The 15,061-nt window shown below is 68.7% G+C and carries 14 protein-coding genes; 9 read left to right on the plus strand and 5 right to left on the minus strand.

The window, feature by feature from the left end; all coding sequences use genetic code 11:
- Positions 1 to 17 precede the first annotated feature (17 nt).
- Both ABZV93_RS27980 and ABZV93_RS27985 read left to right on the plus strand, forming a co-directional pair.
- The gene (locus ABZV93_RS27980; protein WP_354941789.1) at positions 18 to 788 is read left to right on the plus strand and encodes a helix-turn-helix domain-containing protein; all 771 of its coding nucleotides are present in this window, start codon (positions 18 to 20) and stop codon (positions 786 to 788) included.
- A gap of 74 nt (positions 789 to 862) precedes the next feature.
- Positions 863 to 2,527: a glycosyltransferase family 39 protein gene (locus ABZV93_RS27985; RefSeq protein ID WP_354941791.1), complete on the plus strand. Its 1,665-nt coding sequence runs from the start codon at positions 863 to 865 to the stop codon at positions 2,525 to 2,527.
- Between the two features lie 24 nt (positions 2,528 to 2,551).
- Here ABZV93_RS27985 and ABZV93_RS27990 read toward each other — a convergent pair whose 3' ends face one another.
- Positions 2,552 to 3,673, minus strand: a complete 1,122-nt coding sequence (locus ABZV93_RS27990; RefSeq protein WP_354941793.1) for an acyltransferase — start codon at positions 3,671 to 3,673, stop codon at positions 2,552 to 2,554.
- Between the two features lie 130 nt (positions 3,674 to 3,803).
- Positions 3,804 to 3,956, minus strand: a complete 153-nt coding sequence (locus ABZV93_RS27995) for a hypothetical protein (RefSeq protein ID WP_354941818.1) — start codon at positions 3,954 to 3,956, stop codon at positions 3,804 to 3,806.
- Between ABZV93_RS27995 and ABZV93_RS28000 the strand changes: the two genes are divergently transcribed.
- The gene (locus tag ABZV93_RS28000; protein WP_354941816.1) at positions 3,936 to 4,676 is read left to right on the plus strand and encodes an SDR family oxidoreductase; all 741 of its coding nucleotides are present in this window, start codon (positions 3,936 to 3,938) and stop codon (positions 4,674 to 4,676) included. The two genes, ABZV93_RS27995 and ABZV93_RS28000, sit on opposite strands and share 21 nt — an antisense overlap.
- Positions 4,677 to 4,691: 15 nt before the next feature.
- On the opposite strand, the gene ABZV93_RS28005 is transcribed toward ABZV93_RS28000, so the two are convergent.
- Positions 4,692 to 5,672, minus strand: a complete 981-nt coding sequence (locus ABZV93_RS28005) for a L,D-transpeptidase family protein (protein ID WP_354941795.1) — start codon at positions 5,670 to 5,672, stop codon at positions 4,692 to 4,694.
- 316 nt (positions 5,673 to 5,988) lie between these two features.
- Between ABZV93_RS28005 and ABZV93_RS28010 the strand changes: the two genes are divergently transcribed.
- The 3 genes from ABZV93_RS28010 (at position 5,989) to asnB (ending at position 11,914) form a co-directional block, all read left to right on the plus strand.
- Positions 5,989 to 7,947 (plus strand): translation factor GTPase family protein, encoded by a 1,959-nt coding sequence (locus ABZV93_RS28010; protein ID WP_354941797.1) that lies wholly within the window; start codon positions 5,989 to 5,991, stop codon positions 7,945 to 7,947.
- Between the two features lie 281 nt (positions 7,948 to 8,228).
- Positions 8,229 to 9,740 carry an MDR family MFS transporter gene (locus ABZV93_RS28015; protein WP_354941798.1) on the plus strand — a complete coding sequence of 504 codons (1,512 nt, stop codon included), beginning with the start codon at positions 8,229 to 8,231 and terminating at the stop codon, positions 9,738 to 9,740.
- 260 nt (positions 9,741 to 10,000) lie between these two features.
- Positions 10,001 to 11,914, plus strand: coding sequence for an asparagine synthase (glutamine-hydrolyzing) (gene asnB / locus ABZV93_RS28020; protein WP_354941800.1), 1,914 nt, complete (start codon positions 10,001 to 10,003; stop codon positions 11,912 to 11,914).
- Positions 11,915 to 11,945: 31 nt separating this feature from the next.
- Here asnB and ABZV93_RS28025 read toward each other — a convergent pair whose 3' ends face one another.
- Positions 11,946 to 12,716, minus strand: coding sequence for a hypothetical protein (locus ABZV93_RS28025; RefSeq protein ID WP_354941802.1), 771 nt, complete (start codon positions 12,714 to 12,716; stop codon positions 11,946 to 11,948).
- Positions 12,717 to 12,835: 119 nt separating this feature from the next.
- On the opposite strand from ABZV93_RS28025, the gene ABZV93_RS28030 reads away from it, so the two are divergent.
- Positions 12,836 to 13,204 carry a hypothetical protein gene (locus ABZV93_RS28030; protein WP_354941804.1) on the plus strand — a complete coding sequence of 123 codons (369 nt, stop codon included), beginning with the start codon at positions 12,836 to 12,838 and terminating at the stop codon, positions 13,202 to 13,204.
- Positions 13,205 to 13,284: 80 nt separating this feature from the next.
- A complete protein-coding gene (locus ABZV93_RS28035; RefSeq protein ID WP_354941806.1) occupies positions 13,285 to 13,605 on the plus strand; it encodes a GYD domain-containing protein in 321 nt (106 codons plus the stop codon).
- 76 nt (positions 13,606 to 13,681) lie between these two features.
- Here the strand turns inward: ABZV93_RS28035 and ABZV93_RS28040 are convergent, their stop codons facing one another.
- The gene (locus tag ABZV93_RS28040; protein ID WP_354941808.1) at positions 13,682 to 14,407 is read right to left on the minus strand and encodes a transporter substrate-binding domain-containing protein; all 726 of its coding nucleotides are present in this window, start codon (positions 14,405 to 14,407) and stop codon (positions 13,682 to 13,684) included.
- A gap of 93 nt (positions 14,408 to 14,500) precedes the next feature.
- Here ABZV93_RS28040 and ABZV93_RS28045 point away from each other — a divergent pair, with 93 nt between their 5' ends.
- A complete protein-coding gene (locus ABZV93_RS28045) occupies positions 14,501 to 14,917 on the plus strand; it encodes a hypothetical protein (protein WP_354941810.1) in 417 nt (138 codons plus the stop codon).
- The last annotated feature ends 144 nt before the right edge of the window (positions 14,918 to 15,061 follow it).

Here is a 15,061-nt window from a genome sequence, read left to right on the forward strand (position 1 = left end):
CCACTAGGGTGCCTCACATGCGGGGTGACGAGGGGCTACGCGGCGCGACGCACCACCAGGCGCTGGCACGTGGCCTGGAGGTGCTCCGCGTCCTGGTGGACGAGGGCGGTCCGATGACCGGCACGGAGATCGCCCGCAGGGTGGGTCTGCACCAGAGCTCGACCTCGCGCATCCTGTCCACGCTGACCGAGGTCGGCTACGTACGCAGAACCGCACGAGGCTTCACCCCCGACTTCGGCGTGCTGTCGCTCGCCTCGGCGACGTCGCAGTTCCCGCTGATCCGCAGGCCGCGTGCGGCGATGAGGAGGATCGCGGCCACCTGCGGCGGGCTGAGCCCCACGTTGGCCATGCTGTGGCGCAACCAGATGATCTACTTCCTGCGTACGTCCGAACGCGGGGAGACGATCGACTTCTGGTGGTCGGACTTCCCGATCCACCTGTCCGCGCCGGGCCTGCGGCTGTTGCTGGACCTGCCTCGTGAGCAGGCGGTGGAGATTCTGCGCGGGTCGCGCCAGCGGTTCGGGTGGGGTGGGCAGCCCGGCGTCGTACCCGAGACCGAGGAGGCGGTGCTCGACCTGGCCGCCGGGAATCTCTCCCACGATGTGATCGTGTTGCGGGGATGGAACCGGCCGGGAGAAACCGGCGCGGCGATACCGGTGGAGGTCGAGGAGGACCACCCGGTCGCACTCGCGCTGACCGGCCCGTCCGACGTCGCCGACGTCCCCACGCTGCAGCTGTGGTTGCACGATGCCCGCCGGTCGGTCGAGGCCGTGCTGCGTCAACCGTGAGTTGATTGTGGCCGCCTGGCCGACGGCCGACCAGGGCGCCGGGGCCGCTCGGCGTGGGTCGTTAGGATCGGCGGGTGCCCAGAAGCCAGCACCCTCGTGCCCGCGTGGGCCTGGTGGAAGAACTCGTGGTGTGGGCGGCGGCCCTGGTTGGGATCGTGATCCGCGTCGGGTTGTGGTGGCAGGGTCGCGCGTTCTGGCGCGACGAGCTGGCACTGGTGCAGAGCCTGGACACCTACCCCCTGGCGAAGTTGCTCGGCCCGCTGTCCGACACCCAGTCGGCGCCGCAGGGCTGGCTGCTGCTCGAGCGGCTGGTGACCACTGCGTTCGGCACCGGTGAGCGTGCGTATCGCGTAGTCCCTCTGCTGGCCGGCTGCGCGACGCTGGTCCTGGTGGCACTGCTGGCGAGGAAGTTCGTCCGGCGTACGTGGACCGCGGCGATCCCGGTGCTCGCGCTGGCTACGTTGCCGCAGTTGGTCTTCTACTCCGCCCAGGCCAAGCAGTACACGACGGACATGCTGCTGGTCACCGCGCTGCTGCTGCTCGCGGTCGGCATGCTTCGGCCGACGCGTGGACCGGACGGGGAACCGGACGGCGGACCGTCCCGGCGGCGAGAGCTCGCCTGGTACGTGCTGATCGCCGTCGGTCCGTGGTTCTCCAACGGCCTCACCCTGGCGGCGCCGTTGATCGCGGTCTGGGTCGGGTTCGTCCAGTGGCGCAGGGGAGAGCGGTCGCTCGCGGGACTGGTGGCCCGGCTGGCTGTGCCGGGGGTCTCGGTGTTGCTGGCCGCTCTGTGGGCTCGCCACCTCACCTCGCTCGCGCCCGACTTCGAGCTCTACTGGATGCCGTTCATGCGCACCGGTGACGGCGGACGCTTCTGGCACTGGACGCGGTTCGTCTGGGAGGACTTCGGCATCCGGGAGCTGGGCTTCGACCGGCCCTGGGCGCTGGTCCTGTTCGTCGTTCCGGCCGTCGGCCTGGTCGTGGCGTGCCTTCGACGGTGGTCGCGAAGCGCCGCGCCGCTCCTCCTGGTCCCGCTGGTGGTGGCGTACGGGTTCGCGCTCGTCGGGATGTATCCGTTCGGTCGACGTCTCGTGTTGTTCTGCGTACCCGGCGTGCTCGTCCTGGTCTCTGTCGCGGCGGACGGGCTCGTCAGCCTCGTCAGGAGAGTCGCGCCGTCCTGGACGGCCCAGGTCGCGGGGCTGGCCGGCGTTCTCGCCCTCGGGTCGGTCGCGTGGACCACACCGGTGAGTCTCGACCAGGCCCTGCGCTACCAGTACGGCGTGGACGACTACCGCGTGGCGTTGCAGTTCGTGAAGTCGCGGTGGAAGCCGGGCGACGTGCTCGTCGTGGGCAACGGTGACCGGGTGGCCTTCCGGGTCTACGGGCGGCGGCTCGGCCTACCGGCGGACCGTGCGTACCGCGCGCTGCGGGTCCACGACGAGACCAGGCGGATCGGCTGCCCGCTTCCCCGAGCCCTCACCTCGGCCGACCGGATCTGGTTGCTGACCGGTGACCGGGTGTCGATCTATGAGGAAGAACGCAGCAGGTACACGGTGATCGCGCCGTTCCTGGACCGCTATCGCCGGGTCTACTTCGCCGACAAGGGCCACGTGACCATCCAGGTGCTGCTCCCCGGAGCAGCCGCAACGGTCGACCCCCCGCGGGCACGGTGTCTGGGGTTCGCTCCCGTCGGACCGGCTGGTACGCCGGCTCGCCCGCCCGCGCTCCCGGTCGAGTGAGGGCGTCGGGGACGAGCGGACGGCTCAGACGAGCCTGCGGGCGTACGGGATGCGCAGCAGCAGCCACGCCGTCGCCGCGCACACCGCGAGGACCGCGACGATACCGGCCGAGTGGTAACCGATGCTGGACCACGGTGAGCTGAACCTCGGCTGGTATTCCCGGATGAACGCGATCGGGATCGGGTGCATGAGGTAGATCCCGAGGGTGAGGTCGGCCAGCCGCTGGCCTACAGGTCGCTTCTTCGGCTTGTCGGCCGCTGCGGCGCCCTCGCGCGCGGTGGTCTCGACGGCTTCGCCGTCGCCGAAGACGGCCCGCATGAGGAAGACCGCCGCGATCGCCATGATCATCGGTCCCAGCAGGTGGTGGTGGTACAGCATCAGGCCGTACCGGTTGCCGTACGCCATGTGCATCACCCAGTTGCCCATGGCGTTCACCAGCATGGTGACGACGAACGTCGTCCCGGCGATCCAGCCGACACGTCGGCGGCTGGCCGGCATGGGCATCGTCAGCAGGACGTACCCCAGCAGGTAGTAACCGATCCAGGGCAGGAAGTAACTGAACGCGTTCGGTTCCAGGGGCAGGCCGTTCAGAACCCTGTGCAGCTTGTCGAAGAACGTCATGGCCATGATGAGCACCGTGCCGGTGACGAGATACCTGCGCGGGGCTGCGTTGACGAAGATCCGGAGGTACGGCGTGATCAGGTAGAGGCCGATGATCACGAACAGGAAGTACAGATGGTAGTACGGCCGGCCGAGCAGCATGAGCTTGGAGAAGTCCGTCCAGACCAGCTCCACGTCGGTCATCCAGCGACCGAACCAGATGTAGAAGACCGACCAGGCGACGAGGGGGATCGCGAGCCTGGACGCGCGCCGGGCGTAGAAGTCACGCAGCGACTGGTTGCGTCCGGCCTGCAGGAGCACAGCACCCGAGGCCATCACGAAGAGCGGAACACTGAACCGGCTGGTGGCGGCGACGAGGTTGCCGAAGTGCCACTCGCGGTCGGAGACCTTTCCCCACTCCCACACCAGGTGGGTGCAGACGTGGCCGGAGACCACCGCGATCGCGGCCGCGACGCGCACCCACGACAGCCAGGGGACGTAGCGGCGGGCGGGTCGGTTCGTAGTCGTCGTGTCAGGTGCGGCCACGACTTCGGCCGACGCTGCGACAGATGACGACATCAGGTGCCCCCTCGAGGTGATGCGGTCCAGGCAGGACACTGCTCACTGCGTCGCCGGCTCGCGAAGACATACCACCAACACGGGGCCGCCCCCATGCCTACCCGGTCGACGGATGCCGAAGAATACCAATGGCCACCACACCGCGACGGTCGGCGGTGACCGAGGAGGCCGCCTGCTTCGTCCCGCCACGGAAGGGAAGTTCATGCGCCGATTCGACGGGCGAGTAGCGATGGTGACCGGTGGTGGTCACGGGATCGGTCGTGCGTCCGTACGCAGGCTGGCATCCGAAGGCGCGTCCGTGACGGTGGCGGACATCGACCTGGCGGCGGCACAACTGGTCGCCGAGGAGATCAGGAAGGCCGGCGGCGCGGCGGTCGCCGTCGGGTGTGACGTGCGGGATCGCTCCTCCGTCGAGACCGCCGTAGCCCGCGCCGTGGACGAGTTCGGCCGGCTGGACGTGCTCGTCAACACCGCGGGAGGAGGCGGAAGGCACCCTGAGTTCGCGGACACCGGCGACGAGGTCTGGGAGGACCTGATCGACCTGAATCTCGTCGGTGTCGTCCGCTGCATCCGCGCGGCGTTGCCACATCTGCGGGCTGCGCCCGGAGGCGGCAGCGTGGTCACCATCGGATCGGTCAACGGCATGGCGACGTTCGGCGGCGAGCCGTACTCGGCCGCCAAGTCGGGCCTGCAGATCCTGACCGCGAACCTCGCCGCGAAGTACGGTCCGCAGGGCGTCCGCTTCAACCTCGTAGCGCCCGGAACGATCAGAACCCGGGTGTGGGACGACCAGGCTGACTCACTCGCCCGGCTGGCTCGGCTCTACCCGCTGGGCCGGGTGGGCGAGCCGGACGACGTAGCTGCCGCCGTCGCGTTCCTCGCCTCGGAGGACGCTGCGTGGATCACAGGTGTCGTACTCCCCGTCGACGGCGGCATTCTCTCCGTCGGGCCCGCTCGAATTCAGTCGTGACGTGGCAGTGACTCGTCAGGACCAGTAGACGACGACCTTGTCGCCGACCCTGGCCTCGCTGAACAGTTGGGCGAGTGCGTTCCAGTTGCGGACGTTCACGCACCCGTGGGAGCAGCCGTTGTAGCCGCGGGCGGCGAAGTCGGAGGAGTAGTGGACCGCCTCGTCGCCGCTGAAGAACATCGCGAACGGCATGGCGCTGTCGTACCAGTTGGAGTAGCCGTGCCGCACCTTCGCCCGGATCTGGAACGTGCCCTCCCGGGTCGGTGAGGACGGGCAGCCGAAGCGTACGTCCATCGTCAACCGGACGTTGCCGTCGACGACCCACCGCAGGCTCCGGGTGGACTTGTCGATGCAGACCGTCCGGCCGGTGGTGCAGCGCGGGTCGAGAGGGCCGGTGCGCGGCTTGGGCTTCGGCGGATACAGCTCGTCGTGGGTCGGGGTCCGGGTGGCCTCGCGCAGGCTGTGCCAGGTGGCGCTGTCGACGTAGCCCAGCGGCTCCAGGCCGTGCTTGCCCTGGTAGCCGTAGACCGCCTTGCGGGTGGAAGTGCCGAAGTAGCCGTCGATCCACGCGGTGGACAGCCAGTCGAGCTGGTGCAGGCGGGCTTCGAGCTCGCGGACCTGGTCGGAGCGGGCGCCGACGTTCATCAGCGCCTTGGGCTTGGGCTCCGGCTTGGGGGAGGGCTTCGCCGTCGCGGTGGGGGTGGGTGTCGGCGTCGGTGCCGCCTTCGGGGTCCGGCTCGGGAGCGGCTTCGGGCGGGGTGCGCGAGGGGCGGGCGTCGTGGGAGTCGCCTTGCCAGGCGTCTTCTCGCCGGCCGACGGCGTGGGTGTCGGCCGTGCCGGGTCGGCGGCCGGACGATGCGACCGGGCGGACGCGTCGGTGATGGCCGTCGACTTGTGTGCGAACGGCGGGAGGCCGGCGCCGTACGCGACACCGCCGAGTGCGGCGACCGCGAGAACGACGGCGGCGATCACCGCTGCGAGACGACGATTGCGCATCGGACCCCCCGGGGGTTAGGCGACTGTTCTGGGCGACAACGACCAAGGATGTCCTGAAGACCAGGAAGGTTGCACGCCATTGCCGCGAGTGCGGTCACGATCCGGTCACACGGTCAAGAACTGTGGCCGGGAACGGACGTGGCCCCTCGATCGCCCGCACCGGCAATTCGGTTGACGTCCGGGGTCGCCGCTTGCTGCACTTCCGGCACCACGACCACTCGGCACGGCCATCGGCCGGCGACCAGGGAGAGCGACATGCGTGCGGCGTTCGTGTCACCTCAGGAGGCAACTGTCGCCTATCCGAAGGGCATGACGCGTGGCGCGGACGTTGAACCTTGGGATCGTGGCCCATGTCGATGCGGGTAAGACGAGTCTGACGGAGCGGTTGCTCCACCTGGCGGGGGTGATCGCGCAGGTGGGGAGTGTGGACGCGGGGAGTACGCAGACCGACACGTTGGAGTTGGAGCGCCGTCGGGGGATCACGATCCGGTCGGCGGTGGTGTCGTTCGTGCTGGACGGTGTGACGGTGAATTTGATCGACACGCCGGGGCATCCGGATTTCATCGCCGAGGTGGAGCGGGTGCTGGGGGTGCTGGATGGTGCGGTGCTGGTGGTGTCGGCGGTGGAGGGTGTGCAGGCGCAGACCCGGGTGCTGATGCGGACGTTGCGGCGGCTGGGTATCCCCACGCTGGTTTTCGTCAACAAGATCGACCGCGGTGGCGCCGACGCCGAGCGGGTGTTCGCCGAGATCGTGGAGAAGTTGACGTCCGCGGTGGTGGCGATGGGCCGAGCGTACGACGAGGGAACCCGGCAGGCGGGGTTCGTGCCCTACGCACCGGACGACGAGCTGTTCACCTCCGCGGCCGCGGAAATGCTGGCCGACTCCGACGAGGAGTTCCTGGCCGCCTACGTCGACGGTAGGGCAGAGGTGCTCACCGGTACGCGTCTCCGGGAAGAGCTCGCCGCCAGGACCACCCGGGCGGTGGCGCATCCGGTGTTCTTCGGTTCGGCGATCACCGGCGCGGGGGTGGCGGAGTTGGTGGCCGGCATCACCGGGCTGCTGCCCGCGAAGGAGCCGGAGAGTGACGGACCCGCGTCCGGGACGGTGTTCAAGGTCGAACGTGGCCCGGCCGGGGAGAAGGTGGCCTACCTGCGCCTCTTCGCGGGAACGCTGCGGGCGCGGGAGCGGGTGCGTTTCGACCGGAGTGAGGGCGACGGCGAGAAGGTGACCGGGCTGCGGGTGTTCGAGCGCGGCGGGGTGGCACAGCGTCCGGCCGTGGTGGGCGGGCAGATCGCGAAGGTGTGGGGACTGACCGGCGTACGCATCGGCGACACCCTCGGCGCGGCGGGAACGAACCTGGGACACCAGTTCGCGCCGCCGACGTTGGAGACGGTGGTGGTTCCGGTCCGTGCGGGTGACAAGGGCCGGTTGCACGTGGCACTGACGCAGCTGACCGAACAGGACCCGCTGATCAACCTCCGCCAGGACGACGTTGCCCAGGAGATGTACGTCTCGTTGTACGGCGAGGTGCAGAAGGAGGTTGTCGAGGCCACCCTGGCACTGGAGTACGGCATCGACGTGACGTTCCGCGAGACGACCCCCATCTGCATCGAGCGGGTGCTCGGCAGCGGTGCGTCGTACGACCTGATGGGCGGTCCGGACAACCCGTTCGCGGCGACGGTCGGACTACGCGTCGAACCCGCCCCGGTGGGCGCCGGGATCGACTTCCGGCTGGAGGTCGAACGCGGCTCGCTCCTGCCCACCTTGCTGAAGGCGGTCGAGGAGACCGTGCCGCTCACGTTGCGGCAGGGGCTGCACGGCTGGGAGGTGCCCGACTGCAACGTCACGTTGACGCACTCCGGGTACTCCTCGGCGGTCAGCACCGCCGGCGACTTCCGCGGGTTGACACCGCTGGTCGTGATGGACGCGCTCAGGCAGGCGCGCACGGTCGTGTGCGAGCCGGTCCACCAGTTCCGGCTGGAGATTCCCGCCGACACGCTGGGATCGCTCCTGCCGGTGGTCTCCCGGCTGGGTGCCGTTCCGGAGGCACCGGTGACCAGGGGATCTGTCTGCGTGCTGGAGGGGCGGATCCGGGCGGCGGTGGTGCACGACCTGCAACGACAGCTGCCGGGACTGACCCACGGTGAGGGCGTGCTGGAGTTCGCGTTCGACAGCTACGAACCGGTCCACGGCCAGATCCCCTCTCGGCCACGGACCGACCACAATCCGCTCGACCGGAAGGAGTATCTCCTTCACGTCGTACGCCGGATCTGACCCAGCGTCCGCGCGGCCTGACAGTAGGTAGTAGTAGTGCCGGTGCGGGTGGGCCGAGGCCCGGCCCGGAAGGGCCAACTCCATGGCACCACCCGGGTCGGCTTCTCTATGATGGTCAACTTCAGACCATCGTCGCGAGCCGGGGCTGGAATGCGTCCGGCCACCGATGAGTTGTGGACGTTGCAGTGGTCTGATCGACCATGACGGCGACTACTGAGGCTCTCAGCCGGAATGCCCGCTCCGGCACCGGTACCGACAAGACCTACCCCGTGCGAGGACTCATGCCTGCCGATCGGCCCGAAGACGTCCTGGCGGAGACCGCGGGGGTGTCGAGTCCTCGTACGCCCGTGGTGATCCGGCTCCTGATGCTGGCGACGTTCGTGGTGATTCTGAACGAGACCATCATGCTCAACGCGATCCCGCGGTTGACGGCTGAACTGCACGTCACCGAGCAGGCCGCACAGTGGGTCTCCACCGGGTTCATGCTGACCACCGCCGCTGTCATTCCGGTCACCGGCTGGTTCCTGCAGCGCGTCTCCACGCGCAGCGCCTACGCGACCGCGATGGGCGTCTTCCTCGCCGGCACGGCGCTGTCGGCGGCCGCCCCGGTCTTCGAGATGCTTCTGCTCGGCCGCATCGTCCAGGCGGTCGGCACGGCCGTGATGCTGCCGTTGCTGATGACGACCCTGATGACCGTGGTGCCCGAGAGTGACCGGGGCCGGGTGATGGGCAACGTGACCCTGGCGATCTCGGTTGCGCCCGCGATGGGGCCGACGGTGTCCGGACTCGTCCTGGCGCACGGATCGTGGCGGATGCTGTTCCTGCTGGTTCTGCCGATCGCGGGCGCGGTCACGTGGTTCGGTCTGCGTCGCCTCGAGAACGTCGGAGAGCCGGAGGACAGCACCATCGACTGGCCCAGTGTGGTCATGGCCGCTGTCGGCTTCGGTGGGCTGGTCTACGGTCTCACCCAGTTCGCCGAGGGCGGAGCCGGCGAGTCGGCCCTGGTCGTCGGCGGCGGGCTGGTGGCTGTCGGGGCGTTCGTGATGCGCCAGCTTCGGCTCAAGCGTGCGGGCTCCTCGCCCCTGATGGACCTGGGCACCCTGCGGCATCTGACCTACACCAAGGGCGTGACCCTGATGTCGGCGGGATTCGTGGCGATGATGGGTTCGATGATCCTGCTGCCGCTGTACCTGCAGAACGTCCGCGGCCTGAGCCCGCTGCAGACGGGCCTGCTGGTGATGCCCGGGGGGCTCGCCATGGGCGTGCTCGGCCCGACCGTCGGGCGGGTTTTCGACCGGTTCGGTGGGCGGATGCTGATCATCCCGGGCTCCGTCGGGATCGTGGCGGCGCTGGCCGGCTTCACCCAGGTCTCCATGGCGATGCCGTACTGGCAGGTGCTCGGGCTGTACATGATCCTGATGCTGTCGCTGGCCACGGTGTTCACGCCGGTCTTCACGCTCGCGCTCGGCGCCCTGCCGCAGCACCTCTACTCCCACGGGAGCTCGATGCTGGGGACTTTGCAGCAGGTGTCCGCCGCGTTCGGCACCGCGCTGGCGGTGACCGTGATGACCGTAAGGGCCGATCAGCTGACGGCCGGCGGAGCTTCCGTCGGCCCCGCCCAGCTCGGCGGCATGAGGCTCGCCTTCCTGGTCAGCGCGGCGCTCTCGATCGTCGTGGTCGCGGTCGCCCTGCGGATGCCGAAGCGGGCCGACGACAGCGAGGAGGCGGCGCCGGCCGACCCGCAGCAGAGCCCGCCCACCGGTGAGCGGGACGAGCTCGAGCCCGTCCGCTGAGCGTGTCGATCCCTGCCGTCGCCGGGTAGTTCGTCGCGGGTTCCTACCCGAACGTCGACCTTCCCCCCACCGCGTCGGCATGTTCCGGGCCGAGATCCGGCCTCCTTCCCGTAGCCACTCAGACGGTGATGGCATGTGGCCGGGTTGTCCCGGGCAACGGCGCGCGACCCGGGGCGTGGTGGCGCATTCACAACCGGCGTACAGGTTGCTTCCAGGTGAGACCCATACCGTCGGTGTCCGACGTGGCGGGAGGAGTTCACGTGTGCGGCATCGGCGGTTACGTCGGCCTGGACGAGGCGACCGGGGCGCCTGTCCTGACCGCGATGGCCCGGGCACAGCGGCATCGCGGCCCGGACGGGAACGGGACGTTCGCCGGGCCTCGGTTCGGTCTGGCCCATCAACGGCTGGCGATCATCGACCGTGCGCGAGGTGCCCAGCCGATGGTCTCGAACGACGGCCGGTACGTCCTCAGTTACAACGGCGAGGTCTACAACTTCCGCGAGCTGCGCGCCGAACTCGCCGCGGCAGGTCGGAGCTTCGCCACCGACTCCGACACCGAGGTGGTTCTGGCCGCCTACGAACGTTGGGGCACAACGGCGTTCGACCGGTTCAACGGCATGTTCGCCCTCGCGATCGCCGACACCGCCACGGGGAGGGTGGTCCTGGCCCGCGACCAGTTCGGGATCAAGCCGCTGCATCTGGCCACCGGGCCGGACGGCGAGACGTTGTTCGCCAGCGAGATCGGCGCGCTTCTTGCCACCGGCCGGTTGCCCCGCCGTCCGGACGACACGACCGTCTACCGCTACCTGCGCCACCGGGTGCACGACGACACCGACCGGACGTTCTTCGACGGCATCCGCCGGCTGCTGCCCGGGCACCTGGCAACCATCGAACCGGACGGCACCGCGACGATCGAGCCCTACACGCACTTCTACGAGGAGATGCGAGACCTGGCGTCGCGCTCACAGCCGTACGACAAAGCTGCGCGTGAGCGGTTCGCGCAGGCGCTGACCGCGGCCATCCGGCTCCGGCTGGTCAGTGACGTACCGGTGGGAACGGCGCTGTCCGGCGGCCTGGACTCCTCCACCATCGTGGCCAGTCTGGACCGCATGGTCGGTCAACGAGACGTCGACGCCGGTCCGCTCGGCGCTCGCCAGCAGACGTTCTCAGCGGTCTTCCCGGGTCAGATCAACGACGAGGAGCGCTACGTCGACGCGGTGGCGGATCGGTGCTCGGACCGGCTGCGGGTGCACAAGGTGCGTCCCGAACCCGAGGGGCTGGTGGCCGAGCTCACCGACTTCGTTCGTACGCAGCAGGAACCGGTGATCTCCACCGGACCGTACGCGCAGTACTGCGTGATGCGTATGGCGAGCCGGCACGTCACCGTGATGCTGGACGGTCAGGGCGCAGACGAACTGCTCGCCGGCTATGCGCCCTACGTGCTCGTCCATCTTCGTGAACTCCGGCGCACGGTCGGGAACCGCCGGGCCGCTCGTGAACTCGTCCGCTTCACCGATGTGTTGTGGCGACTGGGCCGCTTCCGCGTCAAGGACTCCTTGCGGCGCCGGACCAGGACGCCCGTCACGGACCTGCTCGATCCCACCTTCACGGCCGCGCACAGCGGGCAGACGCTGCGGGTGGTCCGCGACGACGTGAAACGCCGCTTGGAAGACGATCTGTTCCGGCAGAGCCTGCCTGCCCTGCTGCGGTACGAGGACCGCAACACCATGCGCTTCTCCTTGGAAGGAAGGGTGCCGTTCCTCGACATGGACCTGCTCCGCACTCTGTGGCCACTGGACAACGCGGCGATCATCGGCGCGGGCTGGAACAAACGGGCATTGCGGGACTCGACCTCGGAGCTGCTGCCGGGCAAGGTGCTCCGCCGGCGGAACAAGATCGGGTTCACCACACCGGAGCACGCCTGGTTCCTGCGGATCCACGAGGACGTGCGGGAGATCCTGAGTTCGCCCTCGTTCGGGAGCCGTCCGTACTGGCGGCAGGACGCCGTCCTCCGCGCCTTCGACGACTTCGTGGCCGGCAAGGGAGTCGCGGAGACGATGGTCTTCTGGCGGCTGGTCAACGTCGAACTCTGGCTTCGTACGTTCGTCGACACCGATCCGGCGCCGGGCCTGGCCGGCGCTGACTCGATCGAGCCGAGGGCACTCATTCCCTAAGCGGGGTTGACGTCGCCGTGCCGTGGCGTCCTCACGAGCGGAAGTCGACGCCGACGTGCCGCAGGAGGTAAGCGATTGTTGCGTCTTCGAGATCCCGGGGCCACGTTGCCCCGGTGCGCTCGGCCAACGCCCTCCCGCGCCGGATGAACTCCCGCGACAGCACACGGATCGTGGCGGTGATCCCGTCGACGGACACGTCGGCCGCTGGGATCGATTCCAGAAACGTGCGTTGCTCGGCACTGAGGTACGGATTGAGCCTCTTGTTGCCTCCGCGCCGGTGAACTCCGCGCTCGGCCAACATGACCTGGACCAGCCCGTCCCGAATCGCGTTGATCCCACTGTGCGCGACGGTGAGTTCGTTTCTTCCGAACGTCACCGCGAGGTTGCCGAGGAAGTACAGGCACAGCTTGACCGCGGCCTCGGGGAAGAACGGCTCGCCCATGTGCAACTCCGGTGCGACCTGGCGAGCGGGAAGCAGGTCGCCGGTCGAGTCGTACAGCGGAACGATGCCCGCGGTGATGGGTGCGCTCGTGCTCCGTGGGTGGATGATCAGGTCCACATGCTGCCAGTCCTTCGTCAGTGCGTACCCGCCGATCAGACCCGGCAGGCTGGTCGCGAGCACCAACGGCCCGGCGATCGCGGCCGCCGTGTCCGGCCAGTTGTCCCGGAACCACTCGGCACTGTCGTCGCTGACCAGACAGTGCACGTCGACGTCGCTGTAGGTGTCGGCCTCCCCGTTCGCGAAGCTCCCGGCCAGCCAGGCGGCGAGGATCCGGTCGTCGTCGGCTGCGACAGCCTTCACGCGTTCGATCAGGTTCCACTGCGCTTCGGTACTCGGGTCGCGCAACACTTCACCCACCCTCCGGCCGCGTGGAGCCCGCGGCGGTCGATCGGCCGTACCGGTGATCCAGGATAGGCGTCATGAACGCAACAAGGTTCTGCTGGGACGGCGTGCGCGAGCCGGCGGCGTACGTCCGGGAGGTGCTCGGTCGCGAGGCACCCGAGATCCCTGAGGCGCTTTTGAACGAGTACCCGTGGGTGCAGACGGAGCTTTCACTCTCCGATGTTCGACCCGACATCGGGATGCTCGAACGCCACGGCCGAGACGACGTCCACGTACGACGAAGAGACGGCTTCGTGGAGCGGATCCGTTCCGGCGTGTCCATCCCTCCGCTGATCCTGCTCGGTCGAGATCTGAAGCTGGTGGACGGCTACGCGAGGTACCGGGCGCTGCGGCTTCTCGAGGTCGACTCGGCTTCGGTGCTCGCGCAAGTCCGGGACGAGGACTGACCCATATGGGAGATACGCCGGACTGAGGCGATACGGCGGGTGGCCGCCGGGTGAGAGTCTGGACGCAGGGGGTGGTTTCGATGCCGAAGTTTCTCGTGCAGGCGACCTACACGTCCAAGGGTTCGCAAGGCCTGGTCAAAGAGGGCGGAACGGGGCGGCGCGACGCTGTTGAGCGCGTGACGCAGCAGTTGGGCGGCAAGGTCGAGTCCACGTACTTCGCGTTCGGCGACGTGGATCTCTACAGCATCCTGGACTTCCCGGACAACGTCTCGATGGCGGCGGTGGCGCTCGCGGTCAAGGCGAGTGGGGCGATCCAGACGAAGGCAACCGTTCTGCTGACACCGGAGGAGATCGACGCCGCGGCGAAGAAGTCGGTGGAGTTCCGGCCGCCCGGCGCCTGAAGCCGCCGCTCCTGAAGCCGCTCGGCGTCAACGGCTGCCTGACGTCGGCAGCCACAGAACTGACTTCGCGTTCTGGTCACCCCTCGGCGGGTGCGACCAGGGTGGCGGGGAGGTCTGCCCGCCGAAGCGACTCGGCGACGAACCCGCTTGCCTTCAGTTCCTCGACAAGTTCACGGAGGAACCGGACCGTCTCAGGCGCACGGCCCTTGGTCGTGCCCACGGCCTGCCGGATCTGCATGAATCGTTCGTCGATCAACCGGAACTCCGGGTGCGCGGCGACGAACTCCGTCATAGGCTGGCGGATGCCGGCGCCCGCTTCGAGGCCCTGGTCGCGGAACACCTCGACTCCTTCCTCGCCGCGTACGACCTCCGCGCGCTGGAGGGTCCGCGAGAGGTAGAGGTCGTACGCGGAGCCGCGCTTGACGCCGATTCGCACGCCGGGCCGGTCGAGGTCCGCGACGCTTGACAGTGACGAGTCCTGGGGTACGACGAGCACACCCTCGATCACGACGTACGGCCCGGTGAACGAAACCTCCGCCTCCCGTGCGGGTTCGATGGCCAGGAAGCAGAGGTCGGCCTGACCCGTCGCCATCGCGTCGTAGGACTTGCGGGCCGCGTCGAAGCAGAGCAGTCGCACCGGCAGGCCCAGGCGTCCCGCGACCTCACGTGCGATGTCGACCGTGACGCCGCTGGGGTTCGTCGGAGTTCCCTGAGCGAGTACGGGGTTACCGAGGTTGATCGAAGCCCGCAGGACGCCCGTGGGGGCGAGGTCCTCGGCGATCGCAGCAGTGCCAGCCGTCATGCCGGGGAGCGTATCGAACCGTCCCGCCTAGCGTGGCCGGTGGCACGTGGTCGGCCGCGCGGCACGGCTGGTCGTACGCGTAGCATTTCTGCGATGTCGACCGGTCGCCGTCCGTTCCCCTTGCTGGGCCTGGTACCGCCGGTCCTGCGTGAGGTGATCCTCGACTTCCATTGGGAACCCGAACGTCTGTGGCGACTGGAGCTTGAGTCGGTGCTGGTGCCGGTGGCCGAGGTCGACTGGCACCTGCGGTTGCCGCTCTGGGCGTACGACGGACGGCCGTTCATCGTCAGCCCGCTGGAGGTCGCGGCGGATTCGGAGCGGTTTCAGGAGCAGTACGCCCGGACGATGGCGGCGGACCTACGTTTCCCGCTGCACTTTCTCGATCGACCGGGTGGCCTGACCGTCCTGGACGGTACGCACCGGCTTTTGAAGGCCTCGTTGTCCGGTCAGGAGTACGTGACGGTGAAGAAGGTGCCGATGGACCAGTTGGACGCGATCGCCGCACGTTGAGGAAGCCGTGCCCGCGATCCTCCGACGTTCACAGCGGCACGAAACTCCCGTGTACGTTGAGGAATCTCGGCTGTGGACAACGGCTCTCTTGTCGGTGGTGGCCGGTAGCATTCGATCATGTCTTCGAGTGAGTGGGGTGCCTGG

It is taken from the genome of Actinopolymorpha sp. NPDC004070 (genome assembly GCF_040610475.1).
Classification (GTDB): domain Bacteria; phylum Actinomycetota; class Actinomycetes; order Propionibacteriales; family Actinopolymorphaceae; genus Actinopolymorpha.